Raw genomic sequence first — 17,281 nt, forward strand, 5'->3', positions numbered from 1 at the left:
CTCCCTGGCTGAGTCGTGACCCCTGCTGAACGAGGTGTCATCGTTGAACAAACACGTATCGTCAGTCTATATCTTGACGGCGAGATAAGTCTGGTTAGGGGTGCCTAACCGGGTGGGCGGCCGCCGGTGACCAGAGGCTTTGTACCCGCATCAAGGCTAGTGCGGTCAGCGGCGTTGCGCGGCCGGAACCAGGGTTTCCGCACGCACGGCGAGGCTTTCATCGATGACCTGCGTGTAGAACCCGAACAGCGTGGCGCAGACGGTTTCCCAGCTGCGGCCGAGCACGGCCCGCCGGCCCGCCTCGCCCATCCGGTGCCGCAGCGGAGCATCGGTGACCAGCGCGGCCACGTGTCGGCGCAGGTCCCTGTCATCGTCCGGCGTGAACAGGAACCCGTCGGTGCCGTGCTCGATGAGATCGATCGGGCCACCGGCGCGCGGCGCCACCACGGGCAGTCCCGCGGCGTGCGCCTCTTGCAGGGTCTGTCCGAAGGTCTCCTCTGTACCGGCGTGCAGGAACACGTCGAAGCTGGCGTACGCCGCCGCGAGCTCGGCACCGGCGAGCCGGCCCAGCCAGGTCACCGGCATTCCCGCCAGAGCCTTGGCCACCAGGGGAGTGGACGGCCCGTCGCCGACCAGGGCGATGCTGATCCCGCGTAGGCCGCTGAGTGCCCGGAACCTTTCCACCTGCTTCTCCGGGGCGATCCGGCCGACGTACCCGATCACCACCTCGCCGTTGGGCGCCAGTCGCCGGCGCAACGCCGCCACCTCCGGGCCGTGCCGGGTGTTGGGGTGGTAGCTCTCCAGGTCCACGCCCCTGGTCCACCGGTCCAGGCGCTGCACGCCGATGCGGCGGAGGTCGCTCATCGACGCCGTGGACGGCACGAGGGTCAGGTCGGCGCCGTCGTGCACCCACTTCACGAACCGCCAGGCCAGCCCGGTCGCCTGGCCGAGGTGGTTGCGGCTGGCGTAACCGGCCACATCCGTCTGGAACACGGCAACGCTCGGCACGCCCAGGCGCCGGGCGGCCGCGATGCCCTGCGCGCCGAGGAGGAACGGTGACGCCGCGTGCAGCACGTCCGGCGCGAAGTCGGCCAGCAGCCCCAACACCCGCGGATTGGGCAGGCCGACGGGAAACTGCCGATAGGAGAGGGCGGGCACGGTGTGCACGGGAAAGCCGGCGTAACTCGGCGGGGCGCCGAACGGGGCGATCACCAGGGCCTCGTGGCCCTGGCGGCGCAGCTCGTCGAGCACCTTGCAGACGCTCGTGGTGACCCCGCTGATGGTGGGGAGGAAGCTTTCGCTGACGACGGCAACCCTCATGCCGCCACAGTAGACAGCCCGCACGTCTGTGCGGTGAACCCTGGATGAACGGGGCCGACGGACCGGTAGTCTGGCGCAATGTCCCACTCCAGCGATGCCCTCGCCCGCTTCTACAGTGTGATCCCTGCCGGCGGGATCGGATCCAGGCTCTGGCCGCTGTCCCGCGCCGACGCGCCCAAGTTCCTGCACGACCTCACCGGCAGCGGGCAGACGCTGCTGCGCGCCACCTGGGACCGGCTCGCACCGCTGTCCGGCGACCAGCGCATCATGGTCGTCACCGGGCGGGCGCACCGGGCCGCCGTCGAGGAGCAGCTGCCGGAGCTCGGGGACCTGAACGTGGTCCTGGAGAGCGAACCGCGGGACTCCTCGGCCGCGATCGGGCTGGCCGCCGCGATCCTCGAGCGCCGCGAACCCGGCGTGATCATCGGCTCCTTCGCAGCCGACCACGTCATCAAGGGCCCCGCGGCGTTCCGCCAGGCCGTCGTGGAGGCCATCGTCGCCGCCGACACCGGCCTGATCGTCACCATCGGCATCCAGCCCACCGAGCCGGCGATCGGTTTCGGTTACATCAAGACCGGCGCGGCCCTGTCCATCGACGGCGCCCCGAGCGCCCAGTCGGTCAATTCGTTCGTGGAGAAGCCCAGCCCGGCCACCGCCAAGCGCTACCTCTCCAGCGGACAGTACCTCTGGAACGCCGGCATGTTCATCGCCCGCGCCGACAGGCTGCTCGAGGAGATCGGCGCGAGCGAGCCCGAGCTGCTCGCCGGGCTGCTCGAACTCGCCGAGGCGTGGGACACCCCGCGCCGCGGCGCCGTCGTCGACCAGGTCTGGCCCAAGCTCAAGAAGATCGCCATCGACTACTCCGTGGCCGAGCCCGCCGCCGCGAAGGGCAAGCTGGCCGTGATCCCCGGCCAGTTCGACTGGGACGACGTGGGAGACTTCGCGTCGATCGCCAAGATCCACGCCAACGGCCGCAAGCGCGACCTGGCGATCCTCGGTGAGGGCGCCCGGGTGCTGGCCGACTCCTCCAGCGGAATCGTCGTCAGCCACACCAAGCGCATGATCGCTCTGATCGGCGTCGACGACATCGTCGTCGTGGACACCCCCGACGCCCTGCTGGTGACGACAAGCGCCAACGCCCAGAAGGTCAAGGCCGTCGTCGACGCGCTGCGGCTCTCGGGCAGCTCAGACGTCCTGTAGCTGCGGGCGGCCTCCGCCGCGAGAGTTTCTCAGGAATAGGCCCGGTAGATGACCATTTGTGTCGGCGCGATTTCGAGAATGTCGCGGCTTGATAACCATTTGGCTACAGTGTCGGTTTGCTCATCTGAGCAGGGCTCTTCTGGGTAACGTGTAGACCATATACCAGCCCGTGCGATCTCACGCCGGGCCTCATCTGGAGGTCAATCTTGACAATCACGACCCGCAAGGCAACGCTCGGCGGCCTTGCCTCACTCGGCGTTCTCGCTCTGCTCGCGGCGTGTGCGCCGGCCCCCACCGAGGACGGCAGCGGCGACGCTGCCACATCGGACTTCCTGCCCTGCATCGTCTCCGACTTCGGTGGCTTCGACGACAAGTCCTTCAACCAGTCCAGCTTCGAGGGCATCTCCCAGGCCTCCGAGGAGCTCGGCGTCGAGTTCAAGCAGGCCGAGTCCACCTCTGAGGACCAGTACACGGGCAACGTGACCAGCATGGTCGACCAGGGTTGCAACTTCATCCTCACCGTCGGTTTCGCCCTGGCCAACGCCACCCGCGACGCGGCCCAGGAGAACAGCGATGTGCAGTTCGCCCTCATCGACTCCACCCTCTCCAACGACGACTTCAGCCCGCTGACGCTCGAGAACGTGAAGCCGGTCGTCTACGACACCGCGCAGGCCGCATTCCTGGCCGGCTACCTGGCCGCAGGAACCACCAAGACCGGCACCGTCGGCACCTTCGGTGGCATGCAGTACCCGTCGGTCACCATCTTCATGGACGGCTTCGCCGACGGCATCGCCTACTACAACACCGAAAAGGGCACCGACGTCAAGCTCACCGGCTGGTCGAAGGAATCCCAGGAGGGCCTGTTCGCCGGTGGCTTCGATGACATCAGCGCCGGCAAGACCCTCAGCCAGGGCCTGATCGACGCCGGTGCGGACATCATCCTCCCGGTCGCCGGCCCGCTCTTCCAGGGCACCGCACAGGCCATCGCCGAGTCCGGCAAGGACGTCGCCATCGTCGGTGTCGACAGCGACCTGTTCGAGACCACGCCCGAGTTCGCCGCGCTGTACCTCACCTCCATCATGAAGTCGATGACGGATGCGACCGACGCGATCATCACCGACGCGGCAAACGGCGAATTCAGCTCCGACCCGTACATCGGAACCCTCGAGAACGAGGGTGTCGGCCTGGCCCCGCTGCACGACTGGGAGTCCAAGGTTGACCCCGCCCTGGTCACCGAGATCGACGACCTCAAGGCACAGATCATCAGCGGCGACATCGTCGTGACCAGCGACGCCACGCCCAAGTAACACCCCGTTTCACCCAGCACCACCGTGTAGCAGTACCGCCCCACAGGGCACCGGGGAGGCCAGCCATGCTGGCCTCCCCGTTTCGTTGCGTGGTGTCGCCGGGGCGTAGAGCCACGCCCGGCCGGCACCTCAATAGAATCGACACTATGAAGCTCGAACTTCGCGGCATTACGAAGAGATTCGGTGCCCTTGTTGCCAATGACGACATCAACCTCACCATCGAGGAGGGAGAGATCCACGCCCTGCTCGGCGAGAACGGGGCCGGTAAATCAACGTTGATGAACGTTCTCTACGGCCTGTACCGGGCCGAAGAGGGCGAGATCCTCCTCGATGACGTGCCGCAGCACTTCGCCGGACCCGGCGATGCGATGGCCGCCGGCATCGGCATGGTGCACCAGCACTTCATGCTGATCCCCGTGTTCACCGTGGCCGAGAACGTGATGCTTGGCCACGAACAGGTCAAGGCCGGCGGCAGGCTCGACCTCGCCGCCGCGCGCACCCGGGTGCGGGAGATCTCGGAGCGCTTCGGGTTCGACGTCGATCCCGACGCCCTCGTGGAGTCCCTGCCCGTCGGTGTGCAGCAGCGGGTGGAGATCATCAAGGCGCTCTCCCGCGACGCGAAGGTGCTCGTCTTCGACGAACCGACCGCCGTGCTCACCCCGCAGGAAACCGACGAGCTGATGAACATCATGCGCCAGCTCAAGGCCGCGGGCACCTCCATCGTCTTCATCACGCACAAGCTGCGGGAGGTGCGCGAGGTCGCCGACCGGATCACCGTCATCCGCCTGGGCAAGGTCGTCGGCACCGCCTCGCCGACCGCGAGCAACGAAGAACTCGCCACCCTGATGGTGGGCCGCGCCGTCGACCTGACCGTGGACAAGGCGCCCGCCACCCCCGGAGCCCCGGCGCTGGTGGTGACGAACCTCACCGTGATCGACCCTCTCGGCCAGATCCTCGTCAACGACGTCAGCTTCGACGTCAAGGCGGGCGAGATCCTCGCCATCGCCGGCGTGCAGGGCAACGGCCAGACCGAACTGACCGAGGCTCTGATGGGGCTGCAGCCCCGCGTCGTCGGCGAGATCAGCCTCGACGGCACGTCCCTTCGCGGCCACTCGGTTCGTCAGGTGCTCGACGCCGGGGTCGGCTTCGTACCGGAGGACCGCACCAGGGACGGCCTCGTCGGCGGGTTCACCATCGCCGAGAACCTGATGCTGGACCGCGCCAACAAGCTCCCGTTCGTCAAACGGTTCAACCTGCAGCTGTCCTACCTCGCCGACTTCGCCCGCACCAAGGTGACGGAGTTCGACGTGCGGTCCCAGGGCATCGAAACGCCCGTCGGCCGCCTGTCCGGCGGCAACCAGCAGAAGGTCGTGCTCGCCCGCGAACTCAGCCGTGACCTGCGGCTCTTCGTCGCGGCTCAGCCCACCCGCGGCCTCGATGTCGGCTCGATCGAATTTGTGCACGAACGCATCGTGGCGACCCGCGACGGCGGCACCCCGGTCATCGTGATCTCCACCGAACTCGACGAGGTCGCCGCCCTCGCCGACCGGATCATGGTGATGTACCGCGGCCGCATTGTCGGCATCGTCCCCGGCGACACCCCCCGATCCGTTCTGGGTCTCATGATGGCGGGCGAAACCCCCGCAGAAGGAGCCGCAGCATGAGCGCCGCTCAGCAGCCCACCCCGACCCCGGCACCGGCGAAGTCGCCGGAACCGGACGAATCCTCCCGCTGGCACAACGTCTTCCGGGAGATCACCACCGGCAACGCCATAATCTCGGTGTTGGCGGTGCTGCTGGCGCTGCTCGTGGGCGCCGTGATGATCGCGTTCACGAACGCGAACGTGCAGGAGAGCGCGGGGTACTTCTTCTCGAGGCCCGGCGACATGCTCTCCGCCGCCTGGGACGCGGTGTCCGGCGCCTATTCCGCGCTGTTCCAGGGTTCGGTGTACAACTTCCGTCGTCCGAGCTTCGCCGACGGCATCCGGCCGTTCACCGAGACCCTCACCTACGCCACCCCGCTGATCGCGGCCGGCCTCGGTGTCGCGCTCGGTTTCCGGGTGGGCCTGTTCAACATCGGCGGGCGCGGCCAGATGCTCATCGCCGCGACTCTGGGCGGCTGGGTGGCCTTCGCGGTTGACCTGCCCGCCGGCATCCACCTGATCGCCGCACTCGTCGCCGGCGTGCTGGGCGGGGCCCTGTGGGGCGGCCTGGTCGGCCTGCTCAAGGCCCGCACCGGCGCGCACGAGGTGATCACCACGATCATGCTCAACTACGTGGCGTTCTACCTGGTCAGCTTCCTGCTGCGCGACGGGTTCCTCAAGACCCCGGGGTCGAACAACCCCAAGAGTCCGGCCAGCAAGGAGACCGCGGTCTACTTCGACCTACTCGGCCCGGACTACAACTTGCACTTCGGCTTCATCCTGGTGATCGCCGCCACGGTGTTCACCTGGTGGCTGCTCGCCCGCTCCAACCTGGGCTTCAAGTTCCGCGCCGTCGGCGAGAACCCCAACGCCGCCAAGGTGGCCGGCATCAGCGTGCAGCGCATGTACGTCTACGCGATGCTGTTCTCCGGCGGTCTGGTCGGCCTGGCCGGCATCAACCAGGTGCTGGGCACCACCACCAGCGGCTTCGGTGCCGGCATCGACTCCGGGATCGGTTTCGACGCCATCACGGTGGCCCTGCTGGGCCGCTCCAAGCCGTGGGGCGTGTTCGCCGCGGGCATCCTGTTCGGCGCGTTCAAGGCCGGCAGCTTCTCGATGCAGGCCGCCGAGGGCGTGCCCATCGACATCGTGCTCGTTGTGCAGTCGCTCATCGTGCTCTTCATCGCCGCGCCGCCGCTGGTGCGCGCGATCTTCAGGCTCCCGGCGCCCGGAGCGCCCCGCCGCAGACCGGTTCCCAACGTTTCCCAGGAGGTGGCGGCGAAATGAGCACCATCGCTCCAGTGAACCAGCCCACCCAGCCCACCGGACCCGAGGAGGGTCCGGCGACCGCGGTCATCAAGAGCTGGAAGGTGCCGATCATCCTCGGCGTCTTCACGGTCCTCGGTTTCCTGCTGATGGTGGTCTTCGGCCGCACCGGCACCAGCACCATGGTGCTCTCCACCTCCAGCGACCTGATCCAGCTGCCAGACGTGCTGCTGCCCACCCTGCCGACCGGCATCGTGATCAGCATCCTGCTGGCCGCCATCACCGGGCTAAGCGCCTGGATGGTGCAGACCCGCCGCAAGGTTCCGCTCTGGCTGATCTCGGTTTTCGCCGTGCTGCTCCTGATCGGCTTCCTCACCTGGGCCTCCGCCGACGAACGCATCCCGGTGCCCGGCCTGTTGTTCGGCTCGCTGAGCCTGGCCGTCCCGCTGATCTTCGGCGCCCTCGGCGGCGTCATCTCCGAACGTGTCGGCGTGGTCAACGTGGCGATCGAGGGCCAGCTGCTGGCCGGTGCGTTCACCTCCGCGATCGTGGCCTCGATCACCCAGCAGCCGCTGCTCGGCCTGCTCGCGGCGATGGTGGCCGGTGTGCTGGTGTCGTTTGTGCTCGCGGCGTTCTCGATCAAGTACTTCGTCGACCAGGTCATCGTCGGTGTGGTGCTCAACGTCCTCGTCACCGGCCTCACCGGGTTCCTGTTCTCCGAGCTCCTCGCCCCGAACGCGGCCACGCTCAACCAGCCGCCCAAATTCGAGCGCATCAACATCCCGCTGCTCAGCGAGATCCCGATCGTCGGGCCGGTCTTCTTCCGGCAGACCCTGATCGTGTACATCATGTACATCGCCGTCGCCGCGGTGTACTTCGGGATCTTCCACACCAAGTGGGGCCTCCGGCTCCGCGCGGTGGGCGAGCACCCGCAGGCCGCTGACACCGTGGGCATCAACGTCACCGGTACCCGGTTCTGGAACGTGTCCCTCGCCGGCGCCGTCGCCGGCCTCGGTGGCGCGTACTTCACCCTGGGGTCGGTGGGTGCGTTCGGCAAAGAAATGACCGCCGGTGCCGGCTTCATCGCCCTCGCGGCGGTGATCTTCGGCCGGTGGGACCCGATCCGGGCCACCCTCGCGGCGCTGCTGTTCGGCTTCGCCAGCAACCTGCAGAACGTGTTGAGCATCATCGGTTCGCCGGTGCCCAGCGAGTTCATGCTGATGCTGCCCTACCTGGTCACCATCTTCGCCGTGGCGGGCCTGGTGGGCCAGTCGCGGGGCCCGGCCGCATCCGGAAAGCCGTATATAAAATCATGACGAACCTGACTGCGAATTCCGGCGACACAACACCCGAGTCCGGCGACATCGACTGGGGTGTGCTGCGCAGCGCTGCCACCGAAGCGATGACCCACGCCTACGTGCCCTACTCGAAGTTCCCGGTCGGGGCGGCCGCCCTCGTTTCCGACGGCCGGGTGATCAGCGGGTGCAACGTGGAGAACGCCTCCTACGGGCTCACTCTCTGCGCGGAATGCGCGCTGGTGAGCGTGCTGCACCTCACCGGCGGCGGCCAGCTCGTCGCGTTCAGCTGCGTCGACGGCAACGGCAACACGCTGATGCCGTGCGGCCGCTGCCGCCAACTGCTCTACGAACACTCGGCACCAGGCATGCTGTTGGAGACCGTCTCCGGCGTGCGCACCATCGACGAGGTCCTGCCGGACGCCTTCGGGCCCCGCCAGCTCGCCGCCTACAGGGAAGACAACTCATGAGCTCCACCCCCGCCCGCACCATCGAAGCCTTCGACGCCGTCGACCTGATCCACGCCAAGCGTGACAAGGGCGAGCTGTCGACTCCACAGATCGACTGGCTGATCGACGCGTACACCCGCGGCTACGTCGGCGACGAGCAGATGGCCGCGATGACCATGGCGATCTTCCTCAACGGCATGTCCCGCCGGGAGATCCGCGACATGACCATGGCCATGATCAACTCCGGCGAGCGGATGAGCTTCACGGGCCTGGGCAAACCGACCACGGACAAGCACTCCACCGGCGGTGTCGGCGACAAGATCACCCTGCCGCTGATGCCCCTCGTCGCGGTCTTCGGCGCGGCCGTGCCGCAGCTCTCCGGCCGTGGCCTCGGTCACACCGGCGGCACCCTGGACAAGCTCGAGTCCATCCCGGGCTGGCGCGCCAACCTCAGCAACGAGGAAATGTTCCAGCAGCTGCAGGACGTCGGCGGCGTCATCTGCGCCGCCGGCAGCGGTCTGGCTCCGGCCGACGGCAAGCTGTATGCGCTCCGCGACACCACCGGCACCGTCGAAGCGATCCCGCTGATCGCCTCGTCGATCATGTCCAAGAAGATCGCCGAGGGCACCGGTGCGTTGGTGCTCGACGTGAAGTTCGGCTCCGGCGCGTTCCTGAAGGACATCGACCGGTCCCGCGAGCTGGCCCGCACCATGGTCGCCCTCGGCGAGGACGCCGGGGTGGCCACCTCCGCGCTGCTGACCAACATGAACGTGCCGCTCGGCCTGGCCATCGGCAACGCCAACGAGGTGCGCGAGTCCCTCGAGGTGCTCGCCGGCGGCGGCCCCGCCGATGTGGTGGAGCTCACCGTGGCCTTGGCCCGCGAGATGCTGGCCCTGGTCGGCCAGAAGGACGTCGACGTCGAGGCGGCCCTGACGGACGGTCGCGCGATGGACAAGTGGCGGGCGGTCATCCGTGCCCAGGGCGGCGACCCGGATGCCGCGATGCCCGTGGCGCGCGAGACCCACGTGGTGCTCGCCGACCGTGACGGCGTGCTCGTCGAGCAGCAGGCGCTGCCGTTCGGCATCGGCGCCTGGCGCCTGGGCGCCGGCCGCGCCCGCAAGCAGGACCCGGTGCAGCACGCCGCCGGCATCGACCTGCACGCCAAGCCCGGCGACACCGTCCGCAAGGGCGAGCCACTGTTCACCCTCAGCGCCGACGAGCCGGAGCGCTTCGCCCGGGCCCTCGAGGCCGTCGAGGGCGCCTGGCGCATCGGCGACCCCGGCGAGCCCGTCCTCGACGGCGGCCCCCTGATCGCCGAGCGCATCGGCAACTAGCCCAGTACCCGCAGGCCCGGCCCCGCCGACTTGCCGCAAAAACCCCCTTCCGCCGAGCCGAAGGGGGTTTTTGGCGCAAGTCGCTGGCGGCGCATCCGCCGACTTGCCGCACATTGCCACTTACCTCGCGGCGAGGCGCTCATTTGCGGCAAGTGGGTGAGTGCGCGCGCGTCACGTGGGGCGGCTGCCGGGACGCCAGCCGCGGGAACGCAGCGCCTGGTCGAGCCGGGAGAGGACTTCGGCATCCGGGGTTTCCTTGAGCACCCTGATGACCCGCCAATCCTCGGCCATCACACCGTCCAACCTGTCGACATCACGGGCGAACTGCACGTCGTCCGTGCGGTGCTGCTCGCCGTCGTATTCGACAAGGACCCGGTACCGCAGGTAGACCAGATCACCGCGCACCCGGCGCCGCTGGTATCGCAGCGGCAGGTACACGTTGGTCTCCGGTTCCGGCAGGCCCGCCCGCACGATCAGGAGCCGAAGCCGGGTCTCCTGGCGCGACTCAACTCGGGGTCTCACCCACTCCAGCGCGGCCCGTAGCCGACGGATGCCCCGGTGGCCGGGCCGCTCGGCGACCGCCGTGCAGAGGTCTTCCGACGAGAACGGGGGATCCACCACGCCGAGGAGGTGGTCGCCGAGCGCGATGAGGTCGTCCAGCCCCATAATCGGAGCGAGTTCGCACCAGACGCTGACGGGATTCTGGACCGTGAAGCCCGAGCAGCTGGGCAGCGGTGGCGTGGCTGAAGAAGTGGCCGGTGGGCATCACCGCGGCGTAGGCCCTGGCCAGTTCCCGCACCCCGGTCGGGATGCCGGCGGCGACTCTCACGCCGTGGAACGGCGCCTGCAGGTCGGCCGACTGCAACCTCCGAGGTGTCACCCCCGCCCAGCGCGCTTCCGCGACGGTGAACCCGTCGAGAGTCAGGCTGCGGGGGAGCTCCGTTCGCTTGCGCATCCGCCCAAGATGCCATTTATTGCCGCTGCCGGTCAGAGTTATCCACCGATGGCGCCCCGCGCTGTGCTGACTTGCGGCGAAGATGCGCTTGGAGTGCGCTGAAGGGGCATTGTGAGGCACGTCGGCGGGGTTGGGCGGATGAGGCGGCTTCGGGATACGCGCCGCGCGGGCGCGATAGATTGGGGGAGTGAATATCAGCTCCGAGGAATACCTGTTGCCCGGCAGTGGCGTGAGCATCAACGCCCTGCCCAAAGTCTCCCTGCACGACCACCTCGACGGCGGTCTGCGACCGGCCACGATCCTCGAGCTGGCCGCGCCGATCGGCCTGGAGCTGCCCGCCACGACCGAGTCCGGCCTCGCCGATTGGTTCGTCAGCCAGGCCACCTCCGGCTCGCTCGCGGACTACCTCAAGACCTTCGAGATCACCGTCGGCGTCATGCAAACCCACGACGCCCTCGTGCGGGTGGCCAGGGAGTTCGTTGAAGACCTCGCCCTGGATGGCGTGATCTACGCCGAGGTGCGCTGGGCCCCCGAGCAGCACCTGGCCGGCGGGCTCAGCCTGGACCAGGCCGTCGACGCCGTGCAGGAAGGCATCGCGGCGGGCATCGAGCGGGTCGCCCAGGCCGGCATCACCATCAAGATCGGCCAGCTGATCACCGCGATGCGGCACGCCGACAGGTCCCTCGAGGTCGCCGAACTCGCCGTGCGGCACCGCGACCTCGGCGTGGTCGGCTTCGACATCGCCGGCGCCGAGGAGGGCTTCCCGGCTGGCAACCACGCCGCCGCGTTCGACTACCTGGCCCGGAACCTCTTCCCGGTCACCGTGCACGCCGGCGAGGCCGACGGGCTGGGCAGCATCCGCGGCGCCCTGTTCGACGGTCGCGCCCTGCGCCTGGGCCACGGCGTGCGCCTGGCCGAGGACATCGAAATCGGCCGGGAGGACCAGGAGAACACGTACGTGACCCTCGGCCCGCTGGCCCAGTGGGTGCGCGACAGGGAGATCCCGCTGGAGCTCAGCCCGTCGTCGAACCTCCAGACCGGCGCGATCGCCGCCTGGGGCGACGACATGCTCGACCACCCGTTCGACCTGCTCTACCAGCTCGGCTTCCGCGTCACCGTCAACACCGACAACCGGCTGATGAGCGCCACCACGCTCAGCCGCGAGCTGGCCCTGCTCACGGATGCCTTCGGCTACGACCTCGACGACCTCGAGGCCCTGCAGCTCAACGCGGCCTCCGCGGCATTCCTGCCGTTGGAGGAGCGCGAAGAACTCGCCGACGCCATCGTCGACGGTTTTGCCACCGCCTAGCCCGCCAACGCCCACGCTAGAAAGCAGCCATGTCCCTCCCACCACTTCCCCTTGACGCCATCGACGTCGGCCTGCACGTCCCCGACTGGCGGGCCGCCGTCGGCGCCGCCGGCGCGGCGCTGGAGCGATCCGGTTCCACCGCACCCGGCTACACCGAGCGCATGGTGGGTGTGATCGAGGAATTCGGCGCCTACGTGGTGATCGCGCCCGGGCTGGCCCTGGCGCACGCCCGGCCCGGCCCCGATGTGCTCACCGGGGGCCTGAGCGTCGTGACCCTCGCCGAGCCCGTGGCCTTCGGACACCCGCACAACGACCCCGTCAACGTGGTCCTGGGCCTGGCGGTGACCACGGGCGACGAGCACGTGCACTTCGTCGCCGAGCTCGCCAACGTGTTCAACGATTCGAGCATCATCCCGGCGCTGGCAGCGGCGCCGGACGCAGCATCCGTACGCTCGCTCCTGGGCATCGCGGCACCAACCGGCGCAGACGCCAGCACGGAGGAACACAAATGAAGATCGTCGCACTGTGCGGAGTCGGTATCGGCACATCCGCCATTCTCAAGGTCAACGCCGAACGCGCCCTCGAGCGCCTGGACATCGAGGCTGACGTCACCGCGGCCGACATCGCCAGCGTGAAGCTCGCCGCCGCGGACGCGCAGGTCATCCTCACCTCGTCGGAACTGGTGCCGTCGATCGGCAAGACCAACGCCGACGTCATCATCATCGACAACTTCTTCGACCTCGACGAGCTGACCGCCAAGCTCGAGATCGCACTCGGCTAGCCCGGCGCGGATGCCCGGCTGGGCATCCGCGTCCGCACCGCCGGTCAGCCGATCAGCGCGCGCATGCCCCTGTCGAGCTCGGCGAGGGCATCGGATGCGGCCTGCCGGCGTTCGGCGAGGCTGCCGACGCTGCTGTGCGTGTCGAGATACACCTTGAGCTTGGGTTCGGTGCCGCTGGGCCGCACCATCACCCGGGAGCCGTCGGCGAGCACGATCCGCAGCACATCGCTGGGCGGCAGGCCGTTGAAGCCGCCGGAGAGATCGTCGATGTGGTCCACCCGGCTGGTGCCGATCATCGCCGGCGGGCTCTCGCGCAAGCGTGCCATCACCCTCTCGATCTCGGTGAGGTCGGTGACGCGCACCGAAATCTGGCCCGAGGCGAAGTAGCCGAACTTCTCGGCGAACGCGTCGAGGTGGTCCGCGAGCGTCAAACCGTCGGCCTTGAGCTCGCTGACCAGCGAGAGCAGCGCCACGGCGGCGGAGATGCCGTCCTTGTCGCGCACGGTGCCGGGGTTGACCAGGTAGCCGAGGGCCTCTTCGAAGCCGAAGATCAGGCCGGGAGCACGGGAGACCCACTTGAACCCGGTGAGGGTGTCGGCGAACCGCAGGCCGTAGGCGTCTGCGACGGCCTTGAGCGCCGGCGTCGACACAATCGAGCAGGCCAGGGTGCCGTCGGCACCGCCGTCGCCCGGCGCGTTGGCGGCCAGCTCGGCGGCCCGCCAGCCCAGGATGGCACCGACCTCGTTGCCGCTCAGGCGACGGTAGCCCTCCGGCGCATCGGCGTCCGGGATGGCGATGGCGAGCCTGTCGGCATCCGGGTCGTTGGCGATGATCAGTTCGGCGTCGACCTCACGCGCGGTCTCGTAGGCGAGGTCCATCGCGCCGGGTTCCTCAGGGTTGGGGAACGCGACGGTGGGGAACGCCGAGTCGGGGGCGATCTGCGCGTCCACGAGGGTCGGCAGGGCGAACCCGGCGGCGTCGAGCACGCGGCGGGTGGTGTCCCACCCCACACCGTGCAGGGCCGTGTACACAACGCTCACCTGCGCGCGCGGCGACGCGCCGATGGCGGCGGTCGCATCCACGTAGGCCTGCACGACGGACTCCGGAGCGGTCTCGTACCCGGCCCGCGGCAGCTCGGTGACGAGCTGGGTGTCGGCGACGTGCTGGATCTGGGCGGCGATGGCGACGTCGTCGGGGGAGACGATCTGCGAGCCCTCATCGGAGTCGCCCAGGTAGACCTTGTAGCCGTTGTCGTTGGGCGGGTTGTGCGAAGCGGTGACCATCACACCGGCGCTGGCGCCGAGGTGGCGCACCGCGAAAGCGAGCACCGGGGTGGGGAGCAGGCGGGGCAACAGCACGGCGCGCACGCCGGCGCCGGCCATGATCGCGGCGGTGTCGGTGGCGAAGACGTGCGAGTTGCGGCGGCCGTCGTAGCCGATGACCACGGACGGGATGCTGCCGGGCCGGCTGCTCGCCGCGGCGGCGAGGAGATAGGCGGCGAGTCCGGCGGCGGCCTGGCTCACCAGAACCCGGTTCATCCGGTTGGAGCCGGCGGCGATCTCGCCGCGGAGGCCCGCGGTGCCGAACGCGAGGCGCTCGTCGAAGCGGGAGTGCAGGTCGGCAACGGCGGCCGGGTCGCGATCCTGGGCCTGCTGGATCAGCACGCGCAGCTCGGCGCGGGTCTCCGGGTCCGGGTCCTGGGCGAGCCAGTCGGTCGCGGTGACCAGCAGCAGGTTGACCGGGTCGGTGGCCGTGGTGTCCAGCACTGCCGTGGCGGCGGGCACCTCTCCGGCCGTCTCGTCCGGTCCGTCGACGGTGTTCAGCACGGCGGTCTGCGGTTCGCGTTCGTCGTCGCCGGCGTGCGCGCCGCGTGGGAGGAGCGGCTCGGCGGGGGTGCCGGGCTGGGTCGGAGTCTCGTCGCCGTGGCTCACAGTGCGGCCACGATGCTGGCGAGGAGGGCGCTGATGGTGGCTTCGGCGGCCTGGCCGGCCTCGAGCACCTCGCCGTGACTGAGCGGGGTCTTTTGAATGCCGGCGGCGAGGTTGGTGATCAGCGACATGCCGAGTACCTCCATGCCGGCCTGGCGGGCGGCGATGGCCTCCAGCGCGGTGGACATGCCCACGATGTGGCCACCGATGGCCTTGGCCATCTGCACCTCGGCGGGAGTCTCGTAGTGCGGCCCGCGGAACTGGCAGTAGACGCCTTCGTCCAGGGTGGGGTCGATGCCTCGGGCGAGGTCACGCAGCCGCTGGGAGTACAGGTCGGTGAGGTCGATGAAGGTGGCGCCCTCGAGCGGCGAGTCGGCGGTGAGGTTGATGTGGTCGCTGATCAGCACCGGGGTGCCCGGCTTCCACGTCTCGCGGATGCCGCCGGCCCCGTTGGTGAGGATCATGGTCGTCGCCCCGGTCGCGGCGGCGGTGCGCACGCTGTGCACGACCCGGCGCACGCCGTGGCCCTCGTAGTAGTGGGTGCGGGCGCCGATCACCAGGGCACGCTTGCCGCTCGAAAGCAGCACCGAGCGCAACATGCCCGCGTGGCCGGCCAGCGCCGGCGCGCTGAAACCGGTGATTTCCTGCGCGGGGATCGTGTGGGTGGTCTCGCCGATCAGGTCGGCGGCCTTGCCCCACCCGCTTCCCAGCGTCAGGGCGATGTCGTGATGGGCGACACCGGTGGCGTCGGCGATTTCTTGGGCGGCGGTGGCGGCCACGTCGAACGGGTTGGTTTCCGGCGCGTCAAGAGGATTGATCTCGGTCGTGAGCATCCTCCTACTCTAATTGCCTACGGGGCAGCCGTGGTTTGGTGGGTCGCGCGGTGCAGGACAGAATAAGTGAATGCCTTACGAGTTCGAACGAAAACAACGCATCATTATCATCGGTGGCGGCCCCGGCGGATACGAAGCGGCACTCGCCGGCGCGCAGCAGGGCGCAGAGGTGACCCTGATCGAACGGGTCGGCGTCGGCGGTGCCGCGGTGCTCACCGACGTCGTTCCGTCGAAGTCGCTGATCGCCACCGCGGAAGCGTCGAACTCGATCCGTGAGGCCAACGACCTGGGCGTGCAGTTCTTCGTGCGCGACGCCAAGGGCAAGCCGCTGCACCCCGAGGTCGCGATCAACCTCGCCGCGGTGAACAAGCGCCTGCTCGCGCTGGCCAGGGAGCAGTCCGAGGACATGCGGGAGACCCTGGTCAAGGCCGGCGTCAAGCTGCAGAGCGGCCACGGCCGGCTGGACGGCCGCGACGCGGTCATCGTGTCCACCGGAGACGACGGCTCAGGCACCGATTTCGACCGGATCGAGGCCGACACCATCGTGCTGTCGGTGGGCGCGAGCCCCCGCACGATGCCCACGATGATGCCCGACGGCGAGCGGATTCTCACCTGGACCCAGCTGTACAACCTCAAGTCGGTGCCCAAACACCTCATCGTCGTCGGCTCCGGCGTCACCGGCGCGGAGTTCGCCTCCGCCTACCGGGCCCTGGGCGCCGAGGTCACCCTCGTCTCCAGCCGCGACCAGGTGCTGCCCGGCGAAGACGTCGACGCCGCCGCCGTGATTGAGAACGTGTTCAAGCGCAACGGCATGGTGGTGCTGAACAAGTCCCGCGCCGCCACCGCCGAACGCACCGACACCGGCGTGCTGGTGACCCTCACCGACGGCCGCACCGTCGAGGGCAGCCACTGCCTGATCGCCGTCGGCGCCGTGCCGAACACCCTGGGCCTGGGCCTGGCCGAGGCCGGCGTTCAGCTGGACGAGTCCGGCCACATCCGGGTGAATCGGGTGGCGCGCACCTCGATCCCCAACATCTACGCCGCGGGCGACTGCACCACGGAGATGCCGTTGGCGTCCGTCGCATCCATGATGGGCCGCACTGCGGTTTACCACGCCATGGGCGACGCGGTGAACCCGATCGAGATCCGCAATGTGGCGGCCAACATCTTCACGCAGCCGGAGATCGCGACAGTCGGCTGGACCCAGAAGGAGATCGAGGAGGGTGTGCGCCGCGGCGAGGTGTACAAGATGCCGCTCGAGTCGAACCCGCGCGCCAAGATGATGGGCATCAAGGACGGCTTCGTCAAGCTGATCGCCTCCCGCGGCACCGGCACCGTCATCGGCGGCGTCATCGTGGGCCCCAAGGCCAGCGAACTGATCTTCCCGCTCACCCTCGCGGTCGAGCACGGCCTCACCGTCGACGAGGTCGCCGAGGCGTTCACCGTCTACCCGTCGTTGACCGGGTCCATCACGGATGCCGCACGCGCGATGCACAAGGTGCACTACTGACCCGGCACCCCGGCCGCATCCGCGACTAACTGTCGCCCGTGCGGACACCTGCGCCCGGTACGCCGGGGGTGGATTCAACTGGTCGATGCAACACCGCTGTTTTCTTGGTCTGAGAGTAGCTGATGCAGGGCTTCTCGCGGGGTGGCTGCGTC

General features: G+C 68.9%; 15 protein-coding genes. 11 read left to right on the forward strand and 4 right to left on the reverse strand.

The annotated features are described in order from the left end of the window. Positions 1–165: 165 nt before the first annotated feature. The gene (locus E3T19_RS15595; protein WP_088455244.1) at positions 166–1,320 is read right to left on the reverse strand and encodes a glycosyltransferase family 1 protein; all 1,155 of its coding nucleotides are present in this window, start codon (positions 1,318–1,320) and stop codon (positions 166–168) included. A gap of 78 nt (positions 1,321–1,398) precedes the next feature. On the opposite strand from E3T19_RS15595, the gene E3T19_RS15600 reads away from it, so the two are divergent. The 7 genes from E3T19_RS15600 (at position 1,399) to E3T19_RS15630 (ending at position 9,813) form a co-directional block, all read left to right on the forward strand. Then, entirely contained in the window at positions 1,399–2,520 is a 1,122-nt protein-coding gene (locus E3T19_RS15600; protein WP_088455245.1) for a mannose-1-phosphate guanylyltransferase, read from the forward strand. 206 nt (positions 2,521–2,726) lie between these two features. Next, complete coding sequence (locus tag E3T19_RS15605) at positions 2,727–3,827, forward strand: BMP family protein (protein WP_088455246.1); 1,101 nt, start codon at positions 2,727–2,729, stop codon at positions 3,825–3,827. 146 nt (positions 3,828–3,973) lie between these two features. Next, positions 3,974–5,491 carry an ABC transporter ATP-binding protein gene (locus tag E3T19_RS15610; protein ID WP_088455247.1) on the forward strand — a complete coding sequence of 506 codons (1,518 nt, stop codon included), beginning with the start codon at positions 3,974–3,976 and terminating at the stop codon, positions 5,489–5,491. Beyond that, positions 5,488–6,756, forward strand: coding sequence for an ABC transporter permease (locus E3T19_RS15615; protein WP_103478845.1), 1,269 nt, complete (start codon positions 5,488–5,490; stop codon positions 6,754–6,756). The genes E3T19_RS15610 and E3T19_RS15615 overlap by 4 nt, the downstream gene beginning before the upstream one ends. Next, positions 6,753–8,051, forward strand: coding sequence for an ABC transporter permease (locus E3T19_RS15620; protein ID WP_088455249.1), 1,299 nt, complete (start codon positions 6,753–6,755; stop codon positions 8,049–8,051). The genes E3T19_RS15615 and E3T19_RS15620 overlap by 4 nt, the downstream gene beginning before the upstream one ends. Further along, complete coding sequence (locus tag E3T19_RS15625; RefSeq protein WP_103461203.1) at positions 8,048–8,500, forward strand: cytidine deaminase; 453 nt, start codon at positions 8,048–8,050, stop codon at positions 8,498–8,500. Before E3T19_RS15620 ends, E3T19_RS15625 begins: the two co-directional genes overlap by 4 nt. Then, complete coding sequence (locus E3T19_RS15630) at positions 8,497–9,813, forward strand: thymidine phosphorylase (RefSeq protein WP_088455251.1); 1,317 nt, start codon at positions 8,497–8,499, stop codon at positions 9,811–9,813. The genes E3T19_RS15625 and E3T19_RS15630 overlap by 4 nt, the downstream gene beginning before the upstream one ends. Before the next feature lie 171 nt (positions 9,814–9,984). Here E3T19_RS15630 and E3T19_RS15635 read toward each other — a convergent pair whose 3' ends face one another. Beyond that, entirely contained in the window at positions 9,985–10,479 is a 495-nt protein-coding gene (locus tag E3T19_RS15635; protein WP_088455252.1) for a hypothetical protein, read from the reverse strand. 482 nt (positions 10,480–10,961) lie between these two features. On the opposite strand from E3T19_RS15635, the gene E3T19_RS15640 reads away from it, so the two are divergent. Genes E3T19_RS15640 through E3T19_RS15650 form a run of 3 tightly spaced genes read left to right on the forward strand, consistent with a single transcriptional unit; the run spans position 10,962 to position 12,858 of the window. Continuing rightward, a complete protein-coding gene (locus E3T19_RS15640; protein WP_370291637.1) occupies positions 10,962–12,077 on the forward strand; it encodes an adenosine deaminase in 1,116 nt (371 codons plus the stop codon). Between the two features lie 29 nt (positions 12,078–12,106). Continuing rightward, the gene (locus tag E3T19_RS15645; protein ID WP_088455254.1) at positions 12,107–12,589 is read left to right on the forward strand and encodes a PTS sugar transporter subunit IIA; all 483 of its coding nucleotides are present in this window, start codon (positions 12,107–12,109) and stop codon (positions 12,587–12,589) included. Then, complete coding sequence (locus tag E3T19_RS15650) at positions 12,586–12,858, forward strand: PTS sugar transporter subunit IIB (RefSeq protein WP_088455255.1); 273 nt, start codon at positions 12,586–12,588, stop codon at positions 12,856–12,858. Before E3T19_RS15645 ends, E3T19_RS15650 begins: the two co-directional genes overlap by 4 nt. Positions 12,859–12,902: 44 nt before the next feature. Here the strand turns inward: E3T19_RS15650 and E3T19_RS15655 are convergent, their stop codons facing one another. Beyond that, positions 12,903–14,624 carry a phospho-sugar mutase gene (locus tag E3T19_RS15655; protein ID WP_241980300.1) on the reverse strand — a complete coding sequence of 574 codons (1,722 nt, stop codon included), beginning with the start codon at positions 14,622–14,624 and terminating at the stop codon, positions 12,903–12,905. Between the two features lie 161 nt (positions 14,625–14,785). Continuing rightward, complete coding sequence (locus tag E3T19_RS15660) at positions 14,786–15,619, reverse strand: purine-nucleoside phosphorylase (protein WP_103461198.1); 834 nt, start codon at positions 15,617–15,619, stop codon at positions 14,786–14,788. 70 nt (positions 15,620–15,689) lie between these two features. Here E3T19_RS15660 and E3T19_RS15665 point away from each other — a divergent pair, with 70 nt between their 5' ends. Further along, positions 15,690–17,129, forward strand: a complete 1,440-nt coding sequence (locus E3T19_RS15665) for an NAD(P)H-quinone dehydrogenase (RefSeq protein WP_134409311.1) — start codon at positions 15,690–15,692, stop codon at positions 17,127–17,129. The last annotated feature ends 152 nt before the right edge of the window (positions 17,130–17,281 follow it).

It is taken from the genome of Cryobacterium sp. TMT4-31 (genome assembly GCF_004403385.1).
In the GTDB taxonomy this organism is placed as follows: Bacteria; Actinomycetota; Actinomycetes; order Actinomycetales; family Microbacteriaceae; genus Cryobacterium; species Cryobacterium zongtaii.